Below are 19060 nucleotides of genomic sequence, written 5' to 3' on the forward strand. Positions count from 1 at the left end.
GCGCGCCGAATCGCTAAACTGCCGGCCCGAAACGGCGGAGCCTCGGCGTCGCGCCGATGGAAGTGAGTGACGCATGTTGAACCGCCACCCCGAATATCAATATCTCGATCTGCTCCAGCAGGTGCTGGAGCATGGCGATCGCCGCATTGATCGGACGGGCGTCGGCACGCTCTCGGTTTTTGGCGCGATGGCGCGCTTCGATGTCGGCGCCTATGCGCCAATCCTAACCACGAAGCGGGTTTACTGGAAAACCGCGATCAAGGAGATGCTGTGGTTTCTGACGGGCAAGACCAATATTCAGGCGCTGCTCAAGGAAAATGTTCGGATCTGGACAGATTGGCCGCTCGCCCGCTATCGCAAGGAAACCGGCGAGAACGTCAGCCAGGAGGCTTTCGAGAAGCGCATCGTCGAGGACGACGCCTTCGCCGCGCGCTGGGGCGATCTGGGGCCGGTCTATGGCAAGCAATGGCGCCGCTGGCAGGGGCCGGACGGTCGCGCATTCGATCAGATCGCCGGCGTGATCGACGCCTTGAAAAACAACCCGACGAGCCGGCGCATCCTGTTTCACGGCTGGAACGTCGCGGAAATCGATCAGATGGCCTTGCCGCCCTGCCACATGGTTTATCAGTTTCACGTCGCCAAGGATAAGCTGTCCTGCCTCTTGTTCCAGCGCAGCGTGGACGTTCTGCTGGGCAATCCATTCAACTGGGCCGCTGGCGTCGCGCTACAGGCCATGATCGCGCAGCAATGCGATCTGGAGCTCGGCGAATTTGTCTGGGTTGGCGGCGACGTTCACCTATATCTGAACCATCTTGAGCAGGCCCGGCTGCAGTTGACGCGCGAGCCGAGACCATTTCCGCGCCTTGTGCTCAAGAGGCGCGCGGCGAGCATCGACGACTATCGAATCGAAGATTTCGATGTTCAAGGCTATGATCCGCACCCCCATATCGCGGCGGAGGTCGCTGTATAAACTCCGCAAGGGCGAAGCGTCGAAACGCTGCCGTGGCAAGTACGGGGTCGCGGTCAAGTCGAAGTCATGAAAGCTCACGGACCTCTTATATTTTTCTGAATTCTTTAGTTGGATAAATATTTTTGCTTGGCTATTGGAGCGGTGGCGGGATTCAAGCTCTTCATACGTAAATCATTATTCAATGAGGAGCGAATCGTGACCAGAAATTTGATCGCGATAGGGGTCTTGGGCGCATTTACTCTCATGGTGGCGGCGGCTTTTGCTCAGCCCTCCATCGCGACGACCCGAACGGAGCCGGCATGCAGAGGCAGGGCGACCAATCGCCGGGGGCGAAAAGGCACAAAAGTAAAATCCAGAAGCAAACCAACGCCAGGAAGAACGGCACGAATCAGAGCGAAGACGTGAGCGGCGCCAAAAAGAACGGCCAGCCGCAATAGGCGGGGCGTGATTCAGGTGTGAATTGCGGTCACGCGAAGCTGCCCTTCACGTCGTAGCACGCGCAGGGACACCTCTTCGCCGTGACGGCCGATTGCGAGATCCAGATTGGAGTTGCCGAGACGCAGTTGGCGCAGGATGACTTCGTCGACGAATGACGGCAGCCGCGGATTAAGCAGCCGGATTTCATTCAAATCGGGGTTGAAGCTGAGGCCAAGCGACGCCTGCAGCAGCGCGAAGGGCGCCGCCGCGGCCCAGGCCTGCGGCGCGCATGCGACGGGATAGAGCGTCGGACCGCGCCCGCGCCGGCGCTGGAAGCCACAAAACAGCTCGGGCAAGCGGTTGGCGTCCATATAGGTCGCTGCGTCGAACAGGCCCGTGAACACGCGCTCGATCGGACGCGACAATCCGTTGCGGGCGAAGCCGAGCGCGATCAGGGCGTTGTCGTGCGGCCACACCGATCCATTGTGATAGGACATGGGATTATAGCGCTGTTCCGACTGGCACAGCGTGCGAATTCCCCAACCGGAAAAAAAGCCCGGGCGCATCAGGCCTTCCGTCACTTCCGCCGCGCGGGCGCGCGAGACGACGCCCGTGAAAAGAAGCTGCCCGGCGTTCGAGGTGCGTACTTTGCATTGCCGCTTCGCGCCATCGAGCGCGAGCGCATAGCTTCCAATTTCCGGGCACCAGAAGCTTTCCTCGAAACGGATCGCAAGCTCGCCCGCCTGCCTGTTGAGCGCATCCGCAAGAGGCTGGTTTCCCAGGCGCCGCGCGAGCCGCGCCGCGAGCTGCTTGGCCATGAAGACATAGCCCTGCACTTCCGCGAGCGCGATCGGCCCCTTCGCCAGCTGTCCGTCGGCATGAAAGACGGCGTCGTGGGAATCCTTCCAGCCCTGATTGGCGAGGCCCTGATCGGTTTGACGATGATATTCGACGAAGCCGTCGCGGTCGGGGTCGCCCGGCCCATCGATCCACGCCAAAGCCGCGGTAATATGCGGCCATAATTCCAGAATGGTCTGGCTGTCGCCCGTGCGCTCGAAATAGAGCCCCGCGAGCATGACGAAAAGCGGCGTCGAATCCACGCTGCCATAATAGAGCGCGAACGGAACCTCATGCAGGATCGCCATTTCGCCCGCACGCATTTCGTGCAGGATTTTTCCGGGCTCCGCGTCGTTGATCGGGTCGAAGCTCTTCGCCTGAAAGGCCGCAAGCCGCCTGAGAACGCCGCGCGCGATTCTGGGATCGCACCACAGCAGCTCGATCGCGGTGATGATGCCGTCGCGGCCAAAGGTGGTCGAATACCAAGGGATGCCCGCATAGGGAAACGGCCCCTGAGCGGTTTCCGTCGTCAGCATTTTGATATCGGCCGTGGAGCGGCAGAGGATCTGATTGAACAGGTCGTTGGACGTTTCGACGCTGGCCGTATTGGCGCTCATGGCTTTCGCTTCGCGCGCCGCCGAAACCAGCCCGCGAAGGAACGGCGCAGGCGGCGTCTGGCATGTGTCGTCGCAGCAGACCGTGGCGAATATTGAAAGCCGTTCGCCGGGCGCCAGGAGGATCGAATAGGACGCGACGCTGGTGGTCAGCTGCGTGGGCGGAGGGTCGAACAGAAGCGTGGTGGAGCGCGTGAGGCCATCGAGACCCTCGTAGCGCAGCAGGACGCTATTCTCGTCGACCACGCTGGCGGAGGCGACGCCGCGACTCTCGCGCCTTATGCCGCGCACCTCGAAGATATCGGCGAAATCGCTGCCGAAAGCGAAGGCCAGCCGCAGCGGCGCCGTTTCGTCGCCATGATTCTGCGCGCCGAACCGCTGGTAGGCGGCGCCGCGCCACAAGTACAAGGTCCGGGCGATATGGACGATATCCTTGTGCAGAACGAGCTTGTTGTCGAGATAGATGTCGGGATTGGTCAGATCGACCGACAGGATCGAGTTGTCGTCGCGCACATTTGAGCTCAGCAGCAGAAGCTGCATGCCATTGAGCAGGAACTCGAAATAGGAGAGATATCGCGTGTCGGAGCGGAAGATTCCATCGACGCCGCCGGCGCTGGCGCCGATGTCGCCATGGCTGTCGATGACGGTGAAAGTGTCGTCATGCTTGAGATTGCGCCGATGTCGCGTGGGGCCGGTCGCCGGAATGTAGAAATCGGCTTCCGGCGCCGGATCGAGCGACTCGACAATTGATGGCGTCGGGACTTCCTTCAAAGCGCTGCCCCCGGCGAACTGACGCGTCGCGGCGCGGCGGCCTCCCGTTTGATGTCGAGTTCCAGTTCCGGCGGGGGCGCCAGCAGCGAGCGATAGAGGTTCACATAGTTCTCCGCCATCGCGCGCGCCGAAAAGCGCACCTCGAAACGCCGGTGGACGGCTCGCCGGTCAAGCCCCAGCACACGGGGCAGGGCGGCGGCGGCCTGCTCCATGCCGTCGACAATCACGCCGGTTACGCCCTCATCGATGATCTCGGGAACGGAGCCCCTTCGGAACGCCAGCACCGGAGTCCCGCAGGCCATCGCTTCGATCATGGTCAGGCCGAAAGGCTCGGGCCAGTCGATCGGGAAGAGAAGCGCCAGCGCCTCGCCGAGAAACCTGGTCTTCTGCCGCTCGTTGATCTCTCCGATGAATTCGACGCCCGGGCTCTTGAGCAAAGGCGCGACGCGTTCACGAAAATAGGCCTCGTCCGCCCTGTCGACCTTCGCCGCGATCTTGAGGGGAATCCCCATGATCCGAGCGATCTGAATGGCCTGTTCCGGCCCCTTTTCGGGGGAGATGCGGCCGAGGAACGCGACATAACCCCCGCGCGGATCGAAGGTCGGGCGGTGAAACTGCAATGGCAGGCCATGATGAATGGTCTCGGCGAAACTGACCTTCGGCAGGGGCGCTCGCTGCGCGTCGGAAATCGACACCAAAGGCATGCCGTCAAAGGCGTTATAGAATGCTGGCAAACCGGGAATATCCAGCCGTCCGTGCAAAGTGGTCACCGTGCGCCGCGCGATCGAGCGAAACAGCGGGAAGTGAAAATAGTCGATGTGAAAATGCAGGATGTCGAAGTTATGGGCCTGCTGCCGCACGCGCTCGAGCATCAGCATGTAATAGGGGATCGTGTCTCTCACCTGGTCATCGAGGCGCAGGGCCGTCGGCGCGCAAGGAACGAGAGTGGCCGCCGTCAGGGAATCGCCGCTCGCGAAAAGCGTGACGTCATGGCCCATATTGACGAGTTCTTCCGTGAGATAGGAAACAACGCGCTCCGTCCCACCGTAGAGTCTCGGAGGCACACTTTCCATTGGTGGGGCGATTTGAGCGATTTTCATGTTGAATGCCTCCCTGGCGGCTAGAACAACGCTCAAGCCCGCAAGTGGTTTCAAGCCTTCTGTTCGGCTCATCAAAAATTGAGACAGACTTGGCAGTTTCGAGAATCAAGGTTCTGGCGCGCTCTACAGCTACGCTTCAAATCTCTCGGAGCTGCTTTTCTTGGTCAGGGCGATCCTCCATTCCGCGGCAGGAGCGCAAGGCGCGCAAAAAGCTCACCATCCAGTTGCAGGCGTCGTGCTGGCGAATGCGTTTCATGAGCATGCGATGGCGCTCGATGCGCTCTTCCTTTCGCATTTCAATCGCTCGGCGCATCGCATGCGCGACCTCGTCGATGTCATAGGGATTGACGATCAGGGCTTCCTGCAGATCCTCGGCGGCCCCGGCGAAGCGCGACAGGATCAGAACGCCGGGATCCGCCTCGTCTTGCGCGGCGACATATTCCTTCGCCACGAGATTCATGCCGTCGCGCAAAGGCGTGACGAGCCCGATGCGGCTGGCGCGGTAATGAACGGCGATGGTTTCGCGCGGCACGGAGCGATGGATGTAGCGCAGCGGCGTCCAGTCGAAATCGCCGAACTTGCCATTGACCTTGCCGGACAGGGCCTCGAGTTCGTGACGGATGTCGACATAGGCTTGCAGATCGTCGCGGGTGGGCGAGGCGACCTGGATCAGGGTCATCGGCTTGTCGTTCTCGGGATAGGAATCGAGCAGACGCCGGAAGGCGAGGAATTTCTCCGGCAGGCCCTTGCTATAGTCCAGCCGGTCGACGCCGATGGCGTAAAGGCGCGTCGCGCCATGACGCTCATATTGCCGGATCTTGTTCGCGCCCTCGGGGTCCTCCGCCATGGCGACGAAGGAATCGACATCGATGCCGGCCGGAAAAACGCCGGTTTTCAGAAACTTGCCTTCAAGCCGCACGCTATCCGGCGCGACAATCTCCCCACCCAGGACTTCGCTGACGAAACGGGAGAAATTCGCCTGATCGGAGGCGGTCTGGAAGCCGACGAGATCGTAATCGAGCAGGGTCAGCGCCAGCCGCTCATATTCGGGCGCCGCCGTCAGAATATCTGGCGGGGGGAAGGGAATATGCAGGAAAAACCCGATCTGGTTGCCGACGCCGCGCGCCCGCAAATCGGCGCCGAGCGGGATCAGGTGATAGTCGTGGACCCAAATAAGGTCGCTGCGGCGCAGATGCGGCGTCAGCAGGTCGGCGAAGCGGGCGTTGACCCGTCGATAGCCTTCGCCGGCCTCGAGCGTGAAACGGGCGAGATCGAGCCGGTAATGATGGATCGGCCACAGGACCTCGTTGGAAAAGCCGAGATAGAACTCGCGATAATCGCGCTCGGTGAGCGGGGCGGTCATCAGCGTGCAGCGGCCGTGCTTGGTGCAGGAGATGGCGATCTCGCTCTCTTCCGCGACGAGATCCCCGTTCCAGCCAAACCACAGACCGCCGCGATCGCGCATGGCGTCGAGCAGGCAGACCGCCAGACCGCCGGCGGCCGAGCCCTTGGGGCCTGGATCGGAAACGCGGTTCGAGACGACGACCAGCCTCGTCATATGACGGCCTCCCAGGGACGGGAGAGGCGCACGGCGCAATTGACGATGCCGACAAGCGAATAGGTCTGCGGATAATTGCCCCACATTTCGCCGGTCTTGGTGTCGACGTCCTCGGACATCAGGCCGAGGCGATTGCGCAGTTTCAGCAGATCGTCGAAATATTCGCGCGCCTCCTCGATGCGGCCCATGCGCGCCAAGGCGTCTATGCGCCAGAAGGAGCAGGTGTTGAAGGCCGTGCCGGGCGCGCCGAAATCATCGGCCGCTTCATAGCGCATCATGTGCGGACCGCGCCCCAGCACCGCCTCCAATTGCTTGACCGTCGAGACCATGCGGGGGTCGCGGGGGTCGATGAAGTCCACTTCCGTCATCAGCAGCACGCCGGCGTCCAGATATTCGCCCTCGAAGGAATCGACGAAGGCTTGCCGCTTCTTCGACCAGGAGCGCTCCAGAATCACTTCCCTGATTCGATTGGCGCTTGCGCGCCATTCGCTTGCGCGCTGCGTCTCGCCGATATGGTGGGCGATGCGCGCGAGGCGGTCGGCGGCGGCCCAGCACATCAGGCTGGACGTGGTGTGGACATTGGCGCGGGTGCGATATTCCCACATGCCCGCGTCCGGCTGGTCATAGAACTTGAGCGCCCGGCGGCCGAGGGCTTCGAGATGCTGAAAATCCGCCCGGTTCGGCGGCGAAAGCAGGCGCCGGTCGAGAAACATCTGCGCGACGCCCAGAATGACGTTGCCGTAATTGTCATATTGGAGGTGCTCATAGGCCTGGTTGCCGACGCGCACCGGCCCCATGCCGCGATAGCCGGGCAGGTCGGGAATCTCCCGCTCGGTCAGCCTGTTTTCCAGCCCGATGCCATAGACCGGCTGGATATCGTTCTCGTGCAAGGACGCGACGATATTCATCAGCCAGCGAAAGTAATTCTCCATTTTCCGCACGGCGGCGAGGCGGTTGAGCGCGCGCACGACGAAATAGGCGTCGCGCAGCCAGCAGAAGCGATAGTCCCAGTTGCGCTGCGTGCCCGGGCTTTCGGGAATGCTGGTGGTGAGCGCCGCGACAATCGCGCCGGTCGGCTCATAGGTGCAGAGCTTGAGCGTTATGGCGGCGCGAATGACCGCGTCCTGCCACTCAAACGGCGTGGCGAGACGATGGGTCCAGGTGCGCCAATAGACGAGCGTGCGCTCCTCCAGCCGATCGGCGGTCTCCTTGACGCCCAGCTGCAAGGTTTCGTCCGGCCCAAGGAAGAGATCGAGCGGCGTGCTCAGATTGAAAAAGGTTTCGTCGCGAATGAAATCGATCGTCGCGTCGGTGGTCAGACGCATGGTCGTCTGAGGACCTACATATCGAATATGATGCGATCCATAGGTGCGGGTCGGCGCGACCGAGCCATAATCGAAACGCGGCCGCAGGCGGATCCTGATGCGCGGACTGCCGGATACCGGCGTGAGCCTGCGCACAAGGGCCTGGGGATAGAACAGGCGATCCCGCCAGACGAAGCGCGGCGCGAAATCGGTGATGCGGAGCGATCCCTGCCTGCCGTGCAATTCCGTCACGAGCACCGCGGTGTTTTCGATATAATGCTGTTCGCTGTGAACATGGTCTTCGAGCTCGATAGCGAAAACGCCATCGTCCGGCGCCTCCGACGGCGCGCCGAGCAAGGAATGGAAGACCGGGTCGCCATCGAAGCGCGGCAGGCAATACCAGACCACCCGGGCGTCCCGATCGATCAGCGCCGCGACCGCGCAGTTTCCAATGACGCCGAGGTCGAGGTCGCTCATTTGGCGCCGGCCGTCCTGGGCGGCGAGAGATCGCCTGGCGCGGCGATCAGCGCGTCGAACCAGTTGCGCAGTTCCAGCACGTTTGCGGCCCGGTAGCGGGCGGCGGTGAGCTCTTCCCCGATCTTGATCGAAACGCCGCCGCAGGCGTTGACCGTGAGGAAGCCCGATTCGTCGGTCACGTCGTCGCCCGCGAAAATGGGCCGCCTGCCCTTGAACGGGCGTTCTTCGAGGAAGCTGCCGATCACGCCGCCCTTGTTGTTTCCATGCAGCCGGATCTCGCAGACCATCTTGCCAGTGATCAGATTGAGGTCCGCCCGGTCGCGCACGATCTTCTGGGCGACGGCCTGGCATTTCCTCTCGAAATCAGGGCGCAGCCGGTAGTGGATGGCCACGGCGCCGGCTTTCCGTTCAATGACGACGCCTGGCTCCGCGAGGAAGGCGGCTTCGACGCGGGTCGCTATGGCTTCGACAGCGCTCTGGTCGATGGTTGGCGAGTGCAGTCGGCCGGCCGCGTCGCGGCGTTGCAGGCCATGGACCCCGGCCACAGGCAGGACGAGGGGATGGAGAAGGCGGTCGATGGCGTGGATATCCCGCCCGGACACGACGGCCAGCGCCCGGCCGACCTTCTCGCGCAATTGCTCGATGAATTCCAGAGTCGCAGGGTCGACACGGACGTCGTCCGGGCGGTCCTCGATCTCGACCAGCGTGCCGTCCAGATCGAGAAAGATGCAATATTGCGCCAGATCGTCGATGGCCGGCAGCATATGGCGCGCTCCAATGGACGCCAGAGTTTGGCAGGTTGTCCCAGTCGTGGCGCCGCGGCTGCTGCTTGCGGATTTCAGATTCATGGACATTCTCCAGGGTTCTAAATCTTGGGTTCAAGATCTTGGGCGCCACTCGACAGCCGCGCTTGAGCGGCGGACGACGAAATGCGGCGCCCTTGCCGGGCGCGGGCTTTCCGTCTCAAGGACATTTGTCGCGCGGGCCGACGCGAACGGCGTCAGGCACCGTCGACGATCTTCTTGATCGTGGGCGAAGCCGCGAATTCTATCGGCGGCGCCAGACATGATTTCCTCCTGCGTGGATCTCATCGGCGTTGCGAATGTCCTCATGATTTCTTGAGGTCGTAATAGGCGGGAGCGGACTTCATGCCCTCCCTGGTCACATTCGCGGCGATCTTCTTGACCGAATTGTCGACATCATAGGTGACGTTCAGCGAGCTGAAGGTCAGGGCGACGTCCTTCTTGTCGATGCCCAGGAAGCCTCCCACGCCAACGACGACCGCATCGACCTGGCCCGACGTGTTCAGCACGAGATATTCGATATTGCCGACCTTTTCGTCGCTCGGCGCATAAATGGTCGCGCCCACCATCTTGCTGGCGAGAACCTGATCCGGCCTCTGCTCACTGACGGGCATGGCGTTCGTGGTCGCCGGCTTCATCGCGGGCGCATTCGTCTGGGCGATGGTGGGGCTGGTGAGTGACAGAAGCGTAACCGTTCCAAAAATCGCAATATGTTTCATGCTTTAAGTCCTTTCGTCAGAGTGTTGAAATATTTGGTGTCTATTTTTCTGCGCCAGCATATCTTCACAATTTGAAATATAACGTTTGATATACTGAAATGTTCCCATAAAAGTGATTTTTGTTTGTCACAAAGGTGGCCGTGGTCGTTGCTGGGCGCCGCGCGCCTTACCGGCCATTTTCCCGGGCGAACACCGCCGCGGATGATGTTCGGCACGAATTTCGGTCGACAAGGCGGCGTTTTGCGCCTGCGACGCGGGCGACGAATGCGCCCTCGTGAAGCAAACGGCGCCGTCGGCCGGCTGTTCCGTAGTCACGCCGCGCCGGCCGTCGGCGCGCGCGCGGAACATTTCCGGGGCGCCGCCGTTGGCGTTTTCAGGGTTTCAGGCTCTTCAGGGTTTCAGGCTCTTCGGCATGTGGAGACAAATCATGCGCAAGCCGCTTCCTTCGCCTTTCATCGAGGGGACTGAGCGATCGCCGATCGGCGACGGCTTTCGCGCCTTTTCGGTCAAGCCGGCTCAGCTGATGGGGCGGCCGGCGACCTTCGGCCTGGCGCTGGGCGTAGTGCGCGTGTGGGCGCTCGCCGGTCCCATCTTCCAGTACAGCGACACGTGGCGACGGGTGATCAACAGCGGAAACATTTCTTGACCACGGCGTTGGAAAGGTGAGCATCGCTTACGACGGGAATAATTTCCGGGTGTCGACTGAACCATCAGCAATTTGCGCGTCGTTTCGCGCCGTCCGAGCGGCCAGCCGCGAGCGTGCCGCACCGCTTTCGGACGCCGACGCGACGGTCCAGTCAATGCCCGACGCAAGCCCGGCAAAATGGCATCTGGCGCATACCAGCTGGTTTTTCGAGAAGATGGTCCTCGAGCCTTATCTGCCCGGCTATCGCGTCTTCGATCCGAGCTTCAATTATCTTTTCAACTCCTATTATGAAACGCTCGGAGTGCGACAGCCGCGGCCCAGGCGAGGCATGATCACGCGGCCAACGCTTGAGGCGGTCCATGCCTACCGAGCCCATGTTGACGCCGCCATCGACCTCCTGTGCGCTCGCGCGCCGCCTGAGCGCGCGAGCGCGATGATCGCGCTTGGATGCCATCATGAACAGCAGCACCAGGAATTGCTGCTGACCGATATCCTGAATCTGTTCGCCCAAAATCCATTGCGCCCGGCCTATGATGTCCACATTTCCGAGGACAGCGAGGCCGCGGCGTTGGCGCCCGTGACTTACCGGAAGTTCTCGGGCGGAATCGTCGAAATCGGCGCACGCGACGAGGGCTTCGCCTTTGATTGCGAGCGTCCCCGCCATCGCGTCGTCCTTGAGCCCTACCGGCTTGCCGACCGTTTGACGACCAATGCGGAATGGATGGATTTCATCGCTGACGGCGGCTACCGCCAACCCTTACTCTGGATGTCGGAGGGCTGGGCGAAATGCTGCGACGGCGGCTGGTCCGCACCGCTTTACTGGGAAGATCGCGACGATGAATTCTGGTCCATGACGCTTGCAGGACCGCGGCGCGTCGTCCCGGCGGCGCCGGTCGTCCATGTCAGCTTTTTCGAGGCCGACGCCTTCGCGCGCTGGTCGGGGCGGCGCCTGCCGACCGAAGCCGAATGGGAGCACGCCGCGGAATCTGACGCATCAGGCGGAAATTTCGTCGAATCCGGACTGCTGCGTCCTGCGCCCACGCGGCCGGGCGAAAGCGGGCTGCGCCAGATGTTCGGAGACGTCTGGGAATGGACCAGCAGCGCTTTCTCGCCTTATCCGCGCTTTCGGCCGGCCGAGGGAGCGGCGGCCGAATATAACGGGAAATTCATGTGCGGGCAGTTCGTCCTGCGCGGCGGATCCTGCGCGACGCCGGCCCGTCATATTCGCGCCAGCTATCGCAATTTCTTTCCACCCGACGCCCGCTGGCAATTTTCCGGTTTGCGTCTCGCCGGAGACGACGATGATGTTTGACGGCTTCGAGGTGCAATCAAGGTGGGATGAGGCCTTTCGCGCGGCGGTGGTTGGCGGCCTTTCGCGCGCGCAAAAATCCATCCCTTGCTGCTGGCTCTATGATGAGCGCGGCTCCGAACTCTTCAATGAAATCACGCGCCTTGAAGAATATTATCCGACCCGCGCGGAGACGGAAATTCTGTTGCGCTGGGCCGATGAAATGGCCGGCTTCTGCGGCGAGGACATTCTGTTGGTCGAATATGGCGCGGGGGCGGGGATCAAGACCGAAATCCTGATCGAGGCGTTGGACAAGCCGCGTCTTTATGTCCCGATCGATATCGCCGGGGACGTGCTGGCGCAAACGGCAAGCCGTATGAGGGATCGCTTTCCGGATTTGGAGACGCTTCCGATCGTCGCCGATTTCAATCGCGATTTCGATCTTCCCGCCGGTCTGCCGCCGGGATGGAGGACGGCTTTCTTTCCCGGCTCGACGATCGGCAACCTGAACCGGAGCGAAACTGTCGCCTTTTTGTCGCGGCTTCATCGGCATGTCGAGGGTCGCGGGATGGCGATCATAGGCGTCGATCTGAAGAAGGATCTCGGAACCTTGCTGAGCGCCTATGACGATGGCGCGGGCGTGACGGCGGCGTTCAATCTCAATCTGCTGGCGCGGATCAATCGCGAGCTTGACGGAGACTTTCCGCTGGACCGGTTCGTCCATCAGGCGCGTTGGAATGAGTCCGAGTCTGCCGTTGAAATGCATCTGGTCAGCCTCGATACGCGCGTGGTCTCGGCTTGCGGGCGACAGTTCGCCTTTCACGAAGGCGAGACGATCCACACCGAGAGTTCGCGCAAATATGCGCTCGACTCATTTCGTTCGCTGGCGGAAAAGAGCGCATGGCGGCTTTCAAGGGCCTGGCTGGATGATGAGGACCGCTTCGCCGTTCTCGGTCTCGAAGCGTCGCCGTGAGCGCATGGCCCTGTGAGCGCATGGCCTTTGGGCAAGATCAATGATCGTCAAGAACGACATCCGCGATGGAACGATGAGCCGAGCTGCTCGTTCTTCCCAAGGATTAAGCCGCCCGTCACGAGTAATCCGGCCAAGCCTGAACGGCTTCACCAACAATGGTTCGATGGAGCCAATAGTATGTCCCGTTTACTGGTGATCGAGGACGAGTTTTTTGTCGCGGCCCATATCGAAAACGTATTGAGCGACGACGGTCATGAAGTGATCGGACCGGTCGGAACGCTCGATGAAGCCAGGGCCTTGGCGCGCTCGGAAGAGCTTGATGGGGCATTGCTCGACGTCAATCTCGATGACGGCCGCATCGACGAAGTCGCGGATATTCTGACGGGTCGCCATATCCCGTTCATGTTCGTGACCGCTTGCGCCCGCGACAATCTGCCGGCGGCCTACCGACAGTCGGTGGTCGTGCCCAAGCCCTTCACGGACATGGATCTCATCCGCGAAGTGCGGCGCCTCACGCAGTAAGGCGAGCGCCAGTCACGGCAATCATTGCGTCAAGCGATGCGCCAGGCGCGAGGCTCGGCCCCTTGGTGACGGCCCAGCTTTTCAGCACGCCGTCCAGTTCAAGGCGGAGGTCGTAATGCAGCCGCCGCGCTTCATGTTTCTGCACGACGAACAGGTTTTTTCCCGAGGCTCCGGCACTCCCGCGGGGCTCCTGCGAGGCGTCGAAGTTTCGCTCCTTGCGATAGGTCGCCAGCCCCATGGCTCAACTCGCTTTTCGGCGAGCGGCGCGGGATTTCGAGTGCTTTTCCTGCATTACGGGGGAAGTATTGGATGCTTCCGCCCGTCTCTGGCTCCAGGGCGCCGCCGAGCGAATTTCGTAGTCGAAATGGAGGGTCGTCGCGAGCAGGCCGGCTCCGTGGGGACGGATCAGCAAAGTGCGGAGCCGCCGGAACAGCACGGCATGGGCGACAGCGGCGGCGCGCTGGGGGGCAAGGCCCCTACGGCCAGGCCGGCGTCAGAGCGTTCCGCTTCGGCGAAAAAAGCCGCTGCGACGAGGAAACGGAACGGCTGAAGCGGCAGGAGAAGCCGCAGGGCCTTGAGCGCGACATTTTCCGAAGCCTGACACATGAACGACTTCTCCACAGGCCAAAACCTTGCCTGACGCCACTATAGGTTTTGGCGCCAAAAGACCGTAGTTTGCCTCAGGAAAAGGCGCGCGATTCCGGAAGCGCGCGCCTTTTCGGATCCAGGCATCTGAGGCAGGCGGTATGGCGCGGGCGGACTCAAAAATAGCGAATTCCGCATTTTCAACTTTTGGCCTTGGCATTCATACGCTGGCGAAGGTCACGGCATGACCGGAGCGGTTCCTCTCACTATCGTCGCCGCCGTCGCGCGCAATGGCGCCCTGGGCAAGGACAACGCCATTCCCTGGCGCGCGCCAAGCGATCTCAAGCGTTTCCGCGAGATTACCTGGGGCCGGCCGCTGATTATGGGGCGCAAGACCTATCAGTCGATCGGCAAGCCGCTGCCGGGGCGCGAGACATTGGTGGTCACGCGCGATCCGGATTTTCTGGCCGGCGAAAGGCCGGACCATCTCCACGTCGCGAGTGACTTCGACTCGGCCATGGCTCAGGCCTCGCTCCTCGCCAGGTCCATGCACGCGGCCGAGGTCATCCTTGCCGGCGGCGCCGCGCTTTACCGCCTCGGCCTGCCGCGCGCGTCCTATCTGCGCCTCACCCTGGTCGATTGCGCGCCCGAGGCCGACGCCTTTTTTCCTGAGGTCGATTGGGGGCAATGGCGCGAGACATGGCGCGAACGCCCCCTTTGCGGCGCCAAGGACGAGGTCGCGCTCGAATATGTCGATTACCAACGTCTTTGATCGCCGATTGTGCGCAATCCGGCCGCATCCTATATAGGAGCGGTCGCAGCGCCGATTGCGCGGCGGCGAGGAAATTGAGGACTATATGCCGTGGAGCAATCAGGGCGGCGACCAGCCGCCAAAGCCGGAAGGTACGGATCCTTCGTCCGACGGCAAGCGCAATCCCTGGGGCGCCGGCACGAAAGGCGGGCCGCGCAACGGCAATAACGGCCCGAATAATCCTTGGGGCGCGCCCGGGGGCGGCGGTCCATTTGGCGGCGGCCCATTCGGCGGCGGTCCCGGCGGTCCTGGCCCGGATTTCGAAGCGTGGGTGCGCCAGGCGCAGGACAAGGTGCAGAACCTGACGTCCGGGGATTTCTCGCCGCGCGGCGTCCTCCTGCTCGTTGTCGCTGTCGCCCTGCTTTGGCTTGCCAGCGGCTTCTACACGGTGGCGCCCAACCAGGTCGGCCTCAATCTCGTCTTCGGCCGCTATGTCGGCAAAACGGGGCCGGGCCTGAATTACAACTGGCCCGAGCCGGTCGGCTCGATCCTCAGGCTCAATGTCACCGACCGCAATTCGATCGACGTCGGCACCGTTGGCCGCGCCGATACAGCCGGCGCCCTGGAGGTGCCGGAAGAAAGCCTGATGCTGACCGGCGACGAGAATATCGCCGACGTCAAGTTCCGCGTGATCTGGCAGATCGACCCAGCGCATCCGGAATATTACGCCTTCAACATCAAGAACCAGGTCGAGACCATCAAGGCGGTGGCGGAAAGCGCCATGCGCGAGATTGTCGGCCGCACCCAGATCCAGCGGCTGCTGACCGCCGAACGCAAGGTGATCGAGCCCGCCGTTCAGACCGCGATGCAACAGGTGCTGGATTCCTATCACGCCGGCGTCGAGGTCTTGCAGGTGCAACTGCTCTCGGTCGATCCGCCGCCAACCGTCATCGCGGCTTTCCGTGACGTGACGGCGGCGCAGCAGGACCGCAGCCGCTTCGTCAACGAGGCGCAGGCGGTCGCCAACTCCATCGTGCCGCAGGCGCGCGGCGAATCCGCCCGCATCCTGCGCGACGCCGAGGCCTTCCGCGAGCAGACAGTAGCCGAGGCGCGCGGCCAGGCGGCGCGCTATCTCAAGGTTTTCGAGGAATACAGAAAGGCGCCTGACGTGACGCGCGAGCGGCTCTATCTCGAAACCATGGAGCGCGTGCTCGGAGCGGGCGAAAAGGTCATTCTCGACCGCTCGACCGGGGCGACGCCCTTGCTGCCGCTGGCGCCTTTCGCGCCGCTTGACAGCTCGGCCAAGCCCGCCGCGGGAGGCCAGCAATGATCTCGTCGAAAACGATCGCGCTGCTCGCCGGCGCAGCCTTCCTTGTCATCCTTACGCTCGCCTCGACCTTCGAGGTCGGCCAGACCCAGCAGGCTCTGCTGCTGCGTTTCGGCGAACCAGTGCCGGAGCGCGGCCTTGTCACCGAGCCGGGCCTGCATTTCAAGCTGCCCTTCATCGAATCCGTCGTCTATATCGACCGGCGCATTCTTGATCTGGAATCGCCGAAGCAGGAAATTCTGGCCTCGGACAACCAGCGGCTGGAAGTGGACGCCTTTGTGCGCTACCGGATCGTTGATCCGCTGAAATTCTACCAGACCGTCGGCAGCGTCGCCCGCGCCGACAACCAGCTCGCCTCGGTGCTGAATTCGGCGGTCCGCCGCGTGCTCGGCGAGGCCAACCAGATGCAGATCGTGCGCGACGAGCGCGTCCCGCTGACGACGCGAATCCGCGATCAGGTCAATGCCGAGGCCGAGCGTTTCGGCGTCGCCATTGTTGACGCGCGCATGCGCCGGGTCGACCTGCCACGCCAGATTTCCGAAAAGGTGTTCGACCGCATGCGCACCGAGCGGGCGCGCGAGGCGGCGGAATTCCGGGCCCTGGGCCAGCAGGAGGCGCAGCAAATCCGCTCCAGCGCCCAGCGCGACGCCACCGTGATCGTGGCCGAGGCGCAGCAGCAGGCGGACACCATGCGCGGCGAGGGCGAGGCGGAGCGCAGCCGCGTTTTCGCGGAGGCCTTCAACAAGGATCCGGATTTCTTCTCCTTCTATCGTTCGATGCAGGCCTATGACTCGGCGTTGAAGACCAAGGGCTCGCGGTTCGTCATATCGCCCAGCTCGGATTTCTTCCGTTTCTTCGACCATGCGTCCGGCAAGGCGGCGGCGCAGCCATAAAGCGATGAGGTATTGCTGACATGAATTCGAGCATGACCAACAAGCTTCCCGCGCGTCGCCTGCTGGCGGGGCTGGCTCTCGCCGGCGCCCTGGCCGTGCTGCCGCCGGCGCCCGTTTTCGCCGCGCCGGCGCCGGATTCCTTCGCCGATCTCGCCGAGACCGTGACGCCGGCCGTGGTCAATATTTCTGCGACGCAGGTCGTGGAGGACAAGACGGTCGACCTGCCTAAACTGCCGCCGGGCTCGCCGCTCGACGACATGTTCGAGGAATATCTCAAGCGCCGCCGCCAGCAGAACGGCGAGGGCCGCAGCCATCGCTCCAACTCGCTCGGCTCGGGCTTCGTGATCGATCCTTCGGGCATCGTGGTGACGAATAATCACGTCATCGACGGCGCCAATGAGGTCGAGGTCATCTTCACCGACGGCTCCAAGCTCAAGGCCGAGGTCATTGGCAAGGACGCCAAGGTCGATCTCGCGGTGTTGCGGGTCAAGCCGACCAAACCTTTGGCGTCGGTGAAATTCGGCGACAGCGACAAATCCCGCGTCGGCGACTGGGTCATCGCGGTCGGCAACCCGTTCGCGCTCGGCGGCACGGTGACGGCGGGCATCATTTCCGCAAAGGGCCGCAATATCGACAGCGGGCCCTATGACAATTATCTCCAGACCGACGCCGCCATCAACAAGGGCAATTCCGGCGGCCCGCTGTTCAACATGGCGGGCGAGGTGATCGGCGTGAACACCGCGATCCTGTCGCCCTCGGGCGGCTCGATCGGCATCGGTTTCGCCACCCCGGCCAATAACGCCCAGCCGGTGATCGAGCAATTGCTCAAATTCGGCGAGACGCGGCGCGGCTGGCTCGGCGTCCGCATCCAGAACGTGGACGAGGGTATCGCCGAAAGCCTCGGCATCGGCAAGGCGCGCGGCGCCTTGATCTCCGGCATCGACGAAAAGGGCCCCTCGGCCAGCGCCGGCTTCAAACCCGGCGACGTCATCGTGACCTTCGACGGCAAGCCGGTCGCCGATGCGCGCGCCTTGCCCAAGATCGTCGCCGCGACCCCGGTCGGCAAGGAAGTCGAGGTCATCGTGATCCGCGACGGCAAGGAACAGACCCGGAAGGTGACGCTCGGCCGGCTTGAGGAGAACGAGGCCAAGGCCAAGAAGGACAAGCCGGAACTGGCTGAAAAGGCGCCGCCGCGCGAGGAGAAGACTCATGTCCTCGGCATGGACGTCGCTGTTTTGAACGACGCCCTGCGTGAAAAATTCAAGATCAAGGACAGCGTCAGGACCGGCGTCGCCATCATCAAGGTGGACGGCGACACCCCTGCGGCCGAACAGCGCCTGTCGCCCGGCGACGTGATTTTGGAAATCAACCGCCAGCCCGTCAACGCCCCGGACGAGATTGTCGCCCAGACCAAGGCCCTGAAGGCCGATGGCCGCAAGACGGCGCTGCTGCTGGTGGCGACCGCGCAAGGCCAGTCGCGCTTCGTGGCGTTGGCGCTGGACTGATCCCGGTTCGGGGCCGGACAAAATCGGGCGTTCCTGTCGAGATGGCTGGAACGCCTGTGGCCCGCGGGCGTAGAGAATTATTCGCTTGGCCGTTGGAACAAACCTCCCTCGCGCGAGATCAGTTTGCGTGAGAGGGGAGGATTGCGCCATGAATCTGAACTCAGCGAATCCGAACAAGGCGCTTTGGGAAAAAGGCGACTTCACCCGCATCGCGGAGAGCATGCGTGCGAGCGGGGAGGCGCTGGCCGCCGGGTTGGGAGTCACGAAAGGGCTCAAGGTTCTGGATCTCGCCTGCGGCGACGGCACTACGGCCTTGCCGGAGGCGAGGCTTGGGGCGGACGTGTTGGGCGTCGATATTTCCAGCTATCTGGTCGAGGCCGGAAACACGCGCGCCAAAGCGGAAGGCTTGGCGAACTGCCGGTTTCAGGAGGGCGACGCCTCCGATTTGCGCGATCTGAAGGACCGCTCCTTCGATCTTGTCGTGAGCATTTTCGGAGCCATGTTCGCGCCGAAGCCCTTCGATGTGGCGAAGGAAATGGCGCGCGTGACCCGGCCCGGAGGGCGGATCGTGATGGGCAACTGGATCCCGAACGATCCGACCATGGTCGCGCAGCTCCTGAAGATCAGTTCCGCTTATAGCCCGCCGCCCCCTGAAGGCTTCATCAGCCCGATGACATGGGGCGTCGAAGGCAATGTGATCGAGCGATTTGCAAGTGCGGGCGTTCCGAAGGAGAAAATCGCCTTCGCCCGGGAGATCTGGAAGTTCGACTTTCCAGGCGCGCCATCCGCCTTCGTCGACGCGTTCCGGAAATACTACCCGCCGACGATGAACGCCTTCGACGCGGCGGAAAAGAATGGCCGCGCTCAAGACCTGCAAAAGGAGCTTGAGCAGATGTTCAGCAGCCATAACAAGAGCGCGAACAAGGGCGCCACCTCCATTGACGCGACCTTTCTGAAGGTGACCGCAGCGGTCGATTGAAAAAGCGAGCGTTGGGCCGCG

General features: G+C 62.6%; 17 protein-coding genes and 2 pseudogenes. 11 read left to right on the forward strand and 8 right to left on the reverse strand.

From position 1 onward, the window contains the following. Positions 1-73: 73 nt before the first annotated feature. The gene (gene thyA / locus QM467_RS06265; protein WP_283365447.1) at positions 74-970 is read left to right on the forward strand and encodes a thymidylate synthase; all 897 of its coding nucleotides are present in this window, start codon (positions 74-76) and stop codon (positions 968-970) included. 449 nt (positions 971-1419) lie between these two features. On the opposite strand, the gene QM467_RS06270 is transcribed toward thyA, so the two are convergent. From QM467_RS06270 to QM467_RS06295, 6 genes are all read right to left on the reverse strand, one after another. Next, positions 1420-3609: an amylo-alpha-1,6-glucosidase gene (locus tag QM467_RS06270; protein ID WP_283365448.1), complete on the reverse strand. Its 2190-nt coding sequence runs from the start codon at positions 3607-3609 to the stop codon at positions 1420-1422. Next, entirely contained in the window at positions 3606-4709 is a 1104-nt protein-coding gene (locus tag QM467_RS06275) for a glycosyltransferase family 4 protein (RefSeq protein WP_283365449.1), read from the reverse strand. The genes QM467_RS06270 and QM467_RS06275 overlap by 4 nt, the downstream gene beginning before the upstream one ends. 136 nt (positions 4710-4845) lie before the next feature. Continuing rightward, the gene (locus tag QM467_RS06280; RefSeq protein WP_283365450.1) at positions 4846-6267 is read right to left on the reverse strand and encodes an alpha,alpha-trehalose-phosphate synthase (UDP-forming); all 1422 of its coding nucleotides are present in this window, start codon (positions 6265-6267) and stop codon (positions 4846-4848) included. Continuing rightward, positions 6264-8048 carry a glycoside hydrolase family 15 protein gene (locus QM467_RS06285; protein ID WP_283365451.1) on the reverse strand — a complete coding sequence of 595 codons (1785 nt, stop codon included), beginning with the start codon at positions 8046-8048 and terminating at the stop codon, positions 6264-6266. Before QM467_RS06285 ends, QM467_RS06280 begins: the two co-directional genes overlap by 4 nt. Continuing rightward, the gene (gene otsB, locus QM467_RS06290; protein WP_283365452.1) at positions 8045-8896 is read right to left on the reverse strand and encodes a trehalose-phosphatase; all 852 of its coding nucleotides are present in this window, start codon (positions 8894-8896) and stop codon (positions 8045-8047) included. The genes QM467_RS06285 and otsB overlap by 4 nt, the downstream gene beginning before the upstream one ends. Positions 8897-9156: 260 nt before the next feature. Continuing rightward, on the reverse strand, positions 9157-9570 hold the full coding sequence (locus QM467_RS06295) for a PRC-barrel domain-containing protein (protein ID WP_283365453.1): 414 nt from the start codon (positions 9568-9570) through the stop codon (positions 9157-9159). A 427-nt stretch (positions 9571-9997) separates the two neighbouring features. Between QM467_RS06295 and QM467_RS06300 the strand changes: the two genes are divergently transcribed. The 4 genes from QM467_RS06300 to QM467_RS06315 all read left to right on the forward strand — a co-directional run bounded on the left by QM467_RS06300 (position 9998) and on the right by QM467_RS06315 (position 12999). Next, a complete protein-coding gene (locus QM467_RS06300; protein WP_283365454.1) occupies positions 9998-10216 on the forward strand; it encodes a low affinity iron permease family protein in 219 nt (72 codons plus the stop codon). Positions 10217-10265: 49 nt separating this feature from the next. Continuing rightward, positions 10266-11528: an ergothioneine biosynthesis protein EgtB gene (egtB, locus tag QM467_RS06305; RefSeq protein ID WP_283365535.1), complete on the forward strand. Its 1263-nt coding sequence runs from the start codon at positions 10266-10268 to the stop codon at positions 11526-11528. Continuing rightward, the gene (gene egtD, locus QM467_RS06310; protein ID WP_283365455.1) at positions 11518-12477 is read left to right on the forward strand and encodes an L-histidine N(alpha)-methyltransferase; all 960 of its coding nucleotides are present in this window, start codon (positions 11518-11520) and stop codon (positions 12475-12477) included. The genes egtB and egtD overlap by 11 nt, the downstream gene beginning before the upstream one ends. Positions 12478-12654: 177 nt before the next feature. Continuing rightward, positions 12655-12999: a response regulator gene (locus QM467_RS06315; RefSeq protein WP_283365456.1), complete on the forward strand. Its 345-nt coding sequence runs from the start codon at positions 12655-12657 to the stop codon at positions 12997-12999. On the opposite strand, the gene QM467_RS06320 is transcribed toward QM467_RS06315, so the two are convergent. Both QM467_RS06320 and QM467_RS06325 read right to left on the reverse strand, forming a co-directional pair. Beyond that, on the reverse strand, positions 12989-13237 hold the full coding sequence (locus tag QM467_RS06320; protein ID WP_342395100.1) for a DNA polymerase ligase N-terminal domain-containing protein: 249 nt from the start codon (positions 13235-13237) through the stop codon (positions 12989-12991). The two genes, QM467_RS06315 and QM467_RS06320, sit on opposite strands and share 11 nt — an antisense overlap. Before the next feature lie 102 nt (positions 13238-13339). Next, positions 13340-13453, reverse strand: a pseudogene (locus QM467_RS06325) (Ku protein); the annotation flags it as partial. Between QM467_RS06325 and QM467_RS06330 the strand changes: the two are divergent. The 6 genes and pseudogenes from QM467_RS06330 to QM467_RS06355 all read left to right on the forward strand — a co-directional run. Further along, positions 13451-13549, forward strand: a pseudogene (locus QM467_RS06330) (plasmid stabilization protein); the annotation flags it as partial. The pseudogenes QM467_RS06325 and QM467_RS06330 sit on opposite strands and share 3 nt — an antisense overlap. Before the next feature lie 279 nt (positions 13550-13828). Then, positions 13829-14356: a dihydrofolate reductase gene (locus QM467_RS06335; protein ID WP_283365457.1), complete on the forward strand. Its 528-nt coding sequence runs from the start codon at positions 13829-13831 to the stop codon at positions 14354-14356. 85 nt (positions 14357-14441) lie between these two features. Then, positions 14442-15665, forward strand: a complete 1224-nt coding sequence (gene hflK, locus QM467_RS06340) for an FtsH protease activity modulator HflK (RefSeq protein ID WP_283365458.1) — start codon at positions 14442-14444, stop codon at positions 15663-15665. Next, positions 15662-16555, forward strand: coding sequence for a protease modulator HflC (gene hflC, locus QM467_RS06345; protein ID WP_283365459.1), 894 nt, complete (start codon positions 15662-15664; stop codon positions 16553-16555). The genes hflK and hflC overlap by 4 nt, the downstream gene beginning before the upstream one ends. 32 nt (positions 16556-16587) lie before the next feature. After that, positions 16588-18060 carry a DegQ family serine endoprotease gene (locus tag QM467_RS06350; RefSeq protein WP_283365460.1) on the forward strand — a complete coding sequence of 491 codons (1473 nt, stop codon included), beginning with the start codon at positions 16588-16590 and terminating at the stop codon, positions 18058-18060. 148 nt (positions 18061-18208) lie between these two features. Further along, positions 18209-19039: a class I SAM-dependent methyltransferase gene (locus tag QM467_RS06355; protein ID WP_283365461.1), complete on the forward strand. Its 831-nt coding sequence runs from the start codon at positions 18209-18211 to the stop codon at positions 19037-19039. The last annotated feature ends 21 nt before the right edge of the window (positions 19040-19060 follow it).

The organism is Rhodoblastus sp. 17X3 (assembly GCF_030056575.1).
Classification (GTDB): Bacteria; Pseudomonadota; Alphaproteobacteria; order Rhizobiales; family Beijerinckiaceae; genus Rhodoblastus.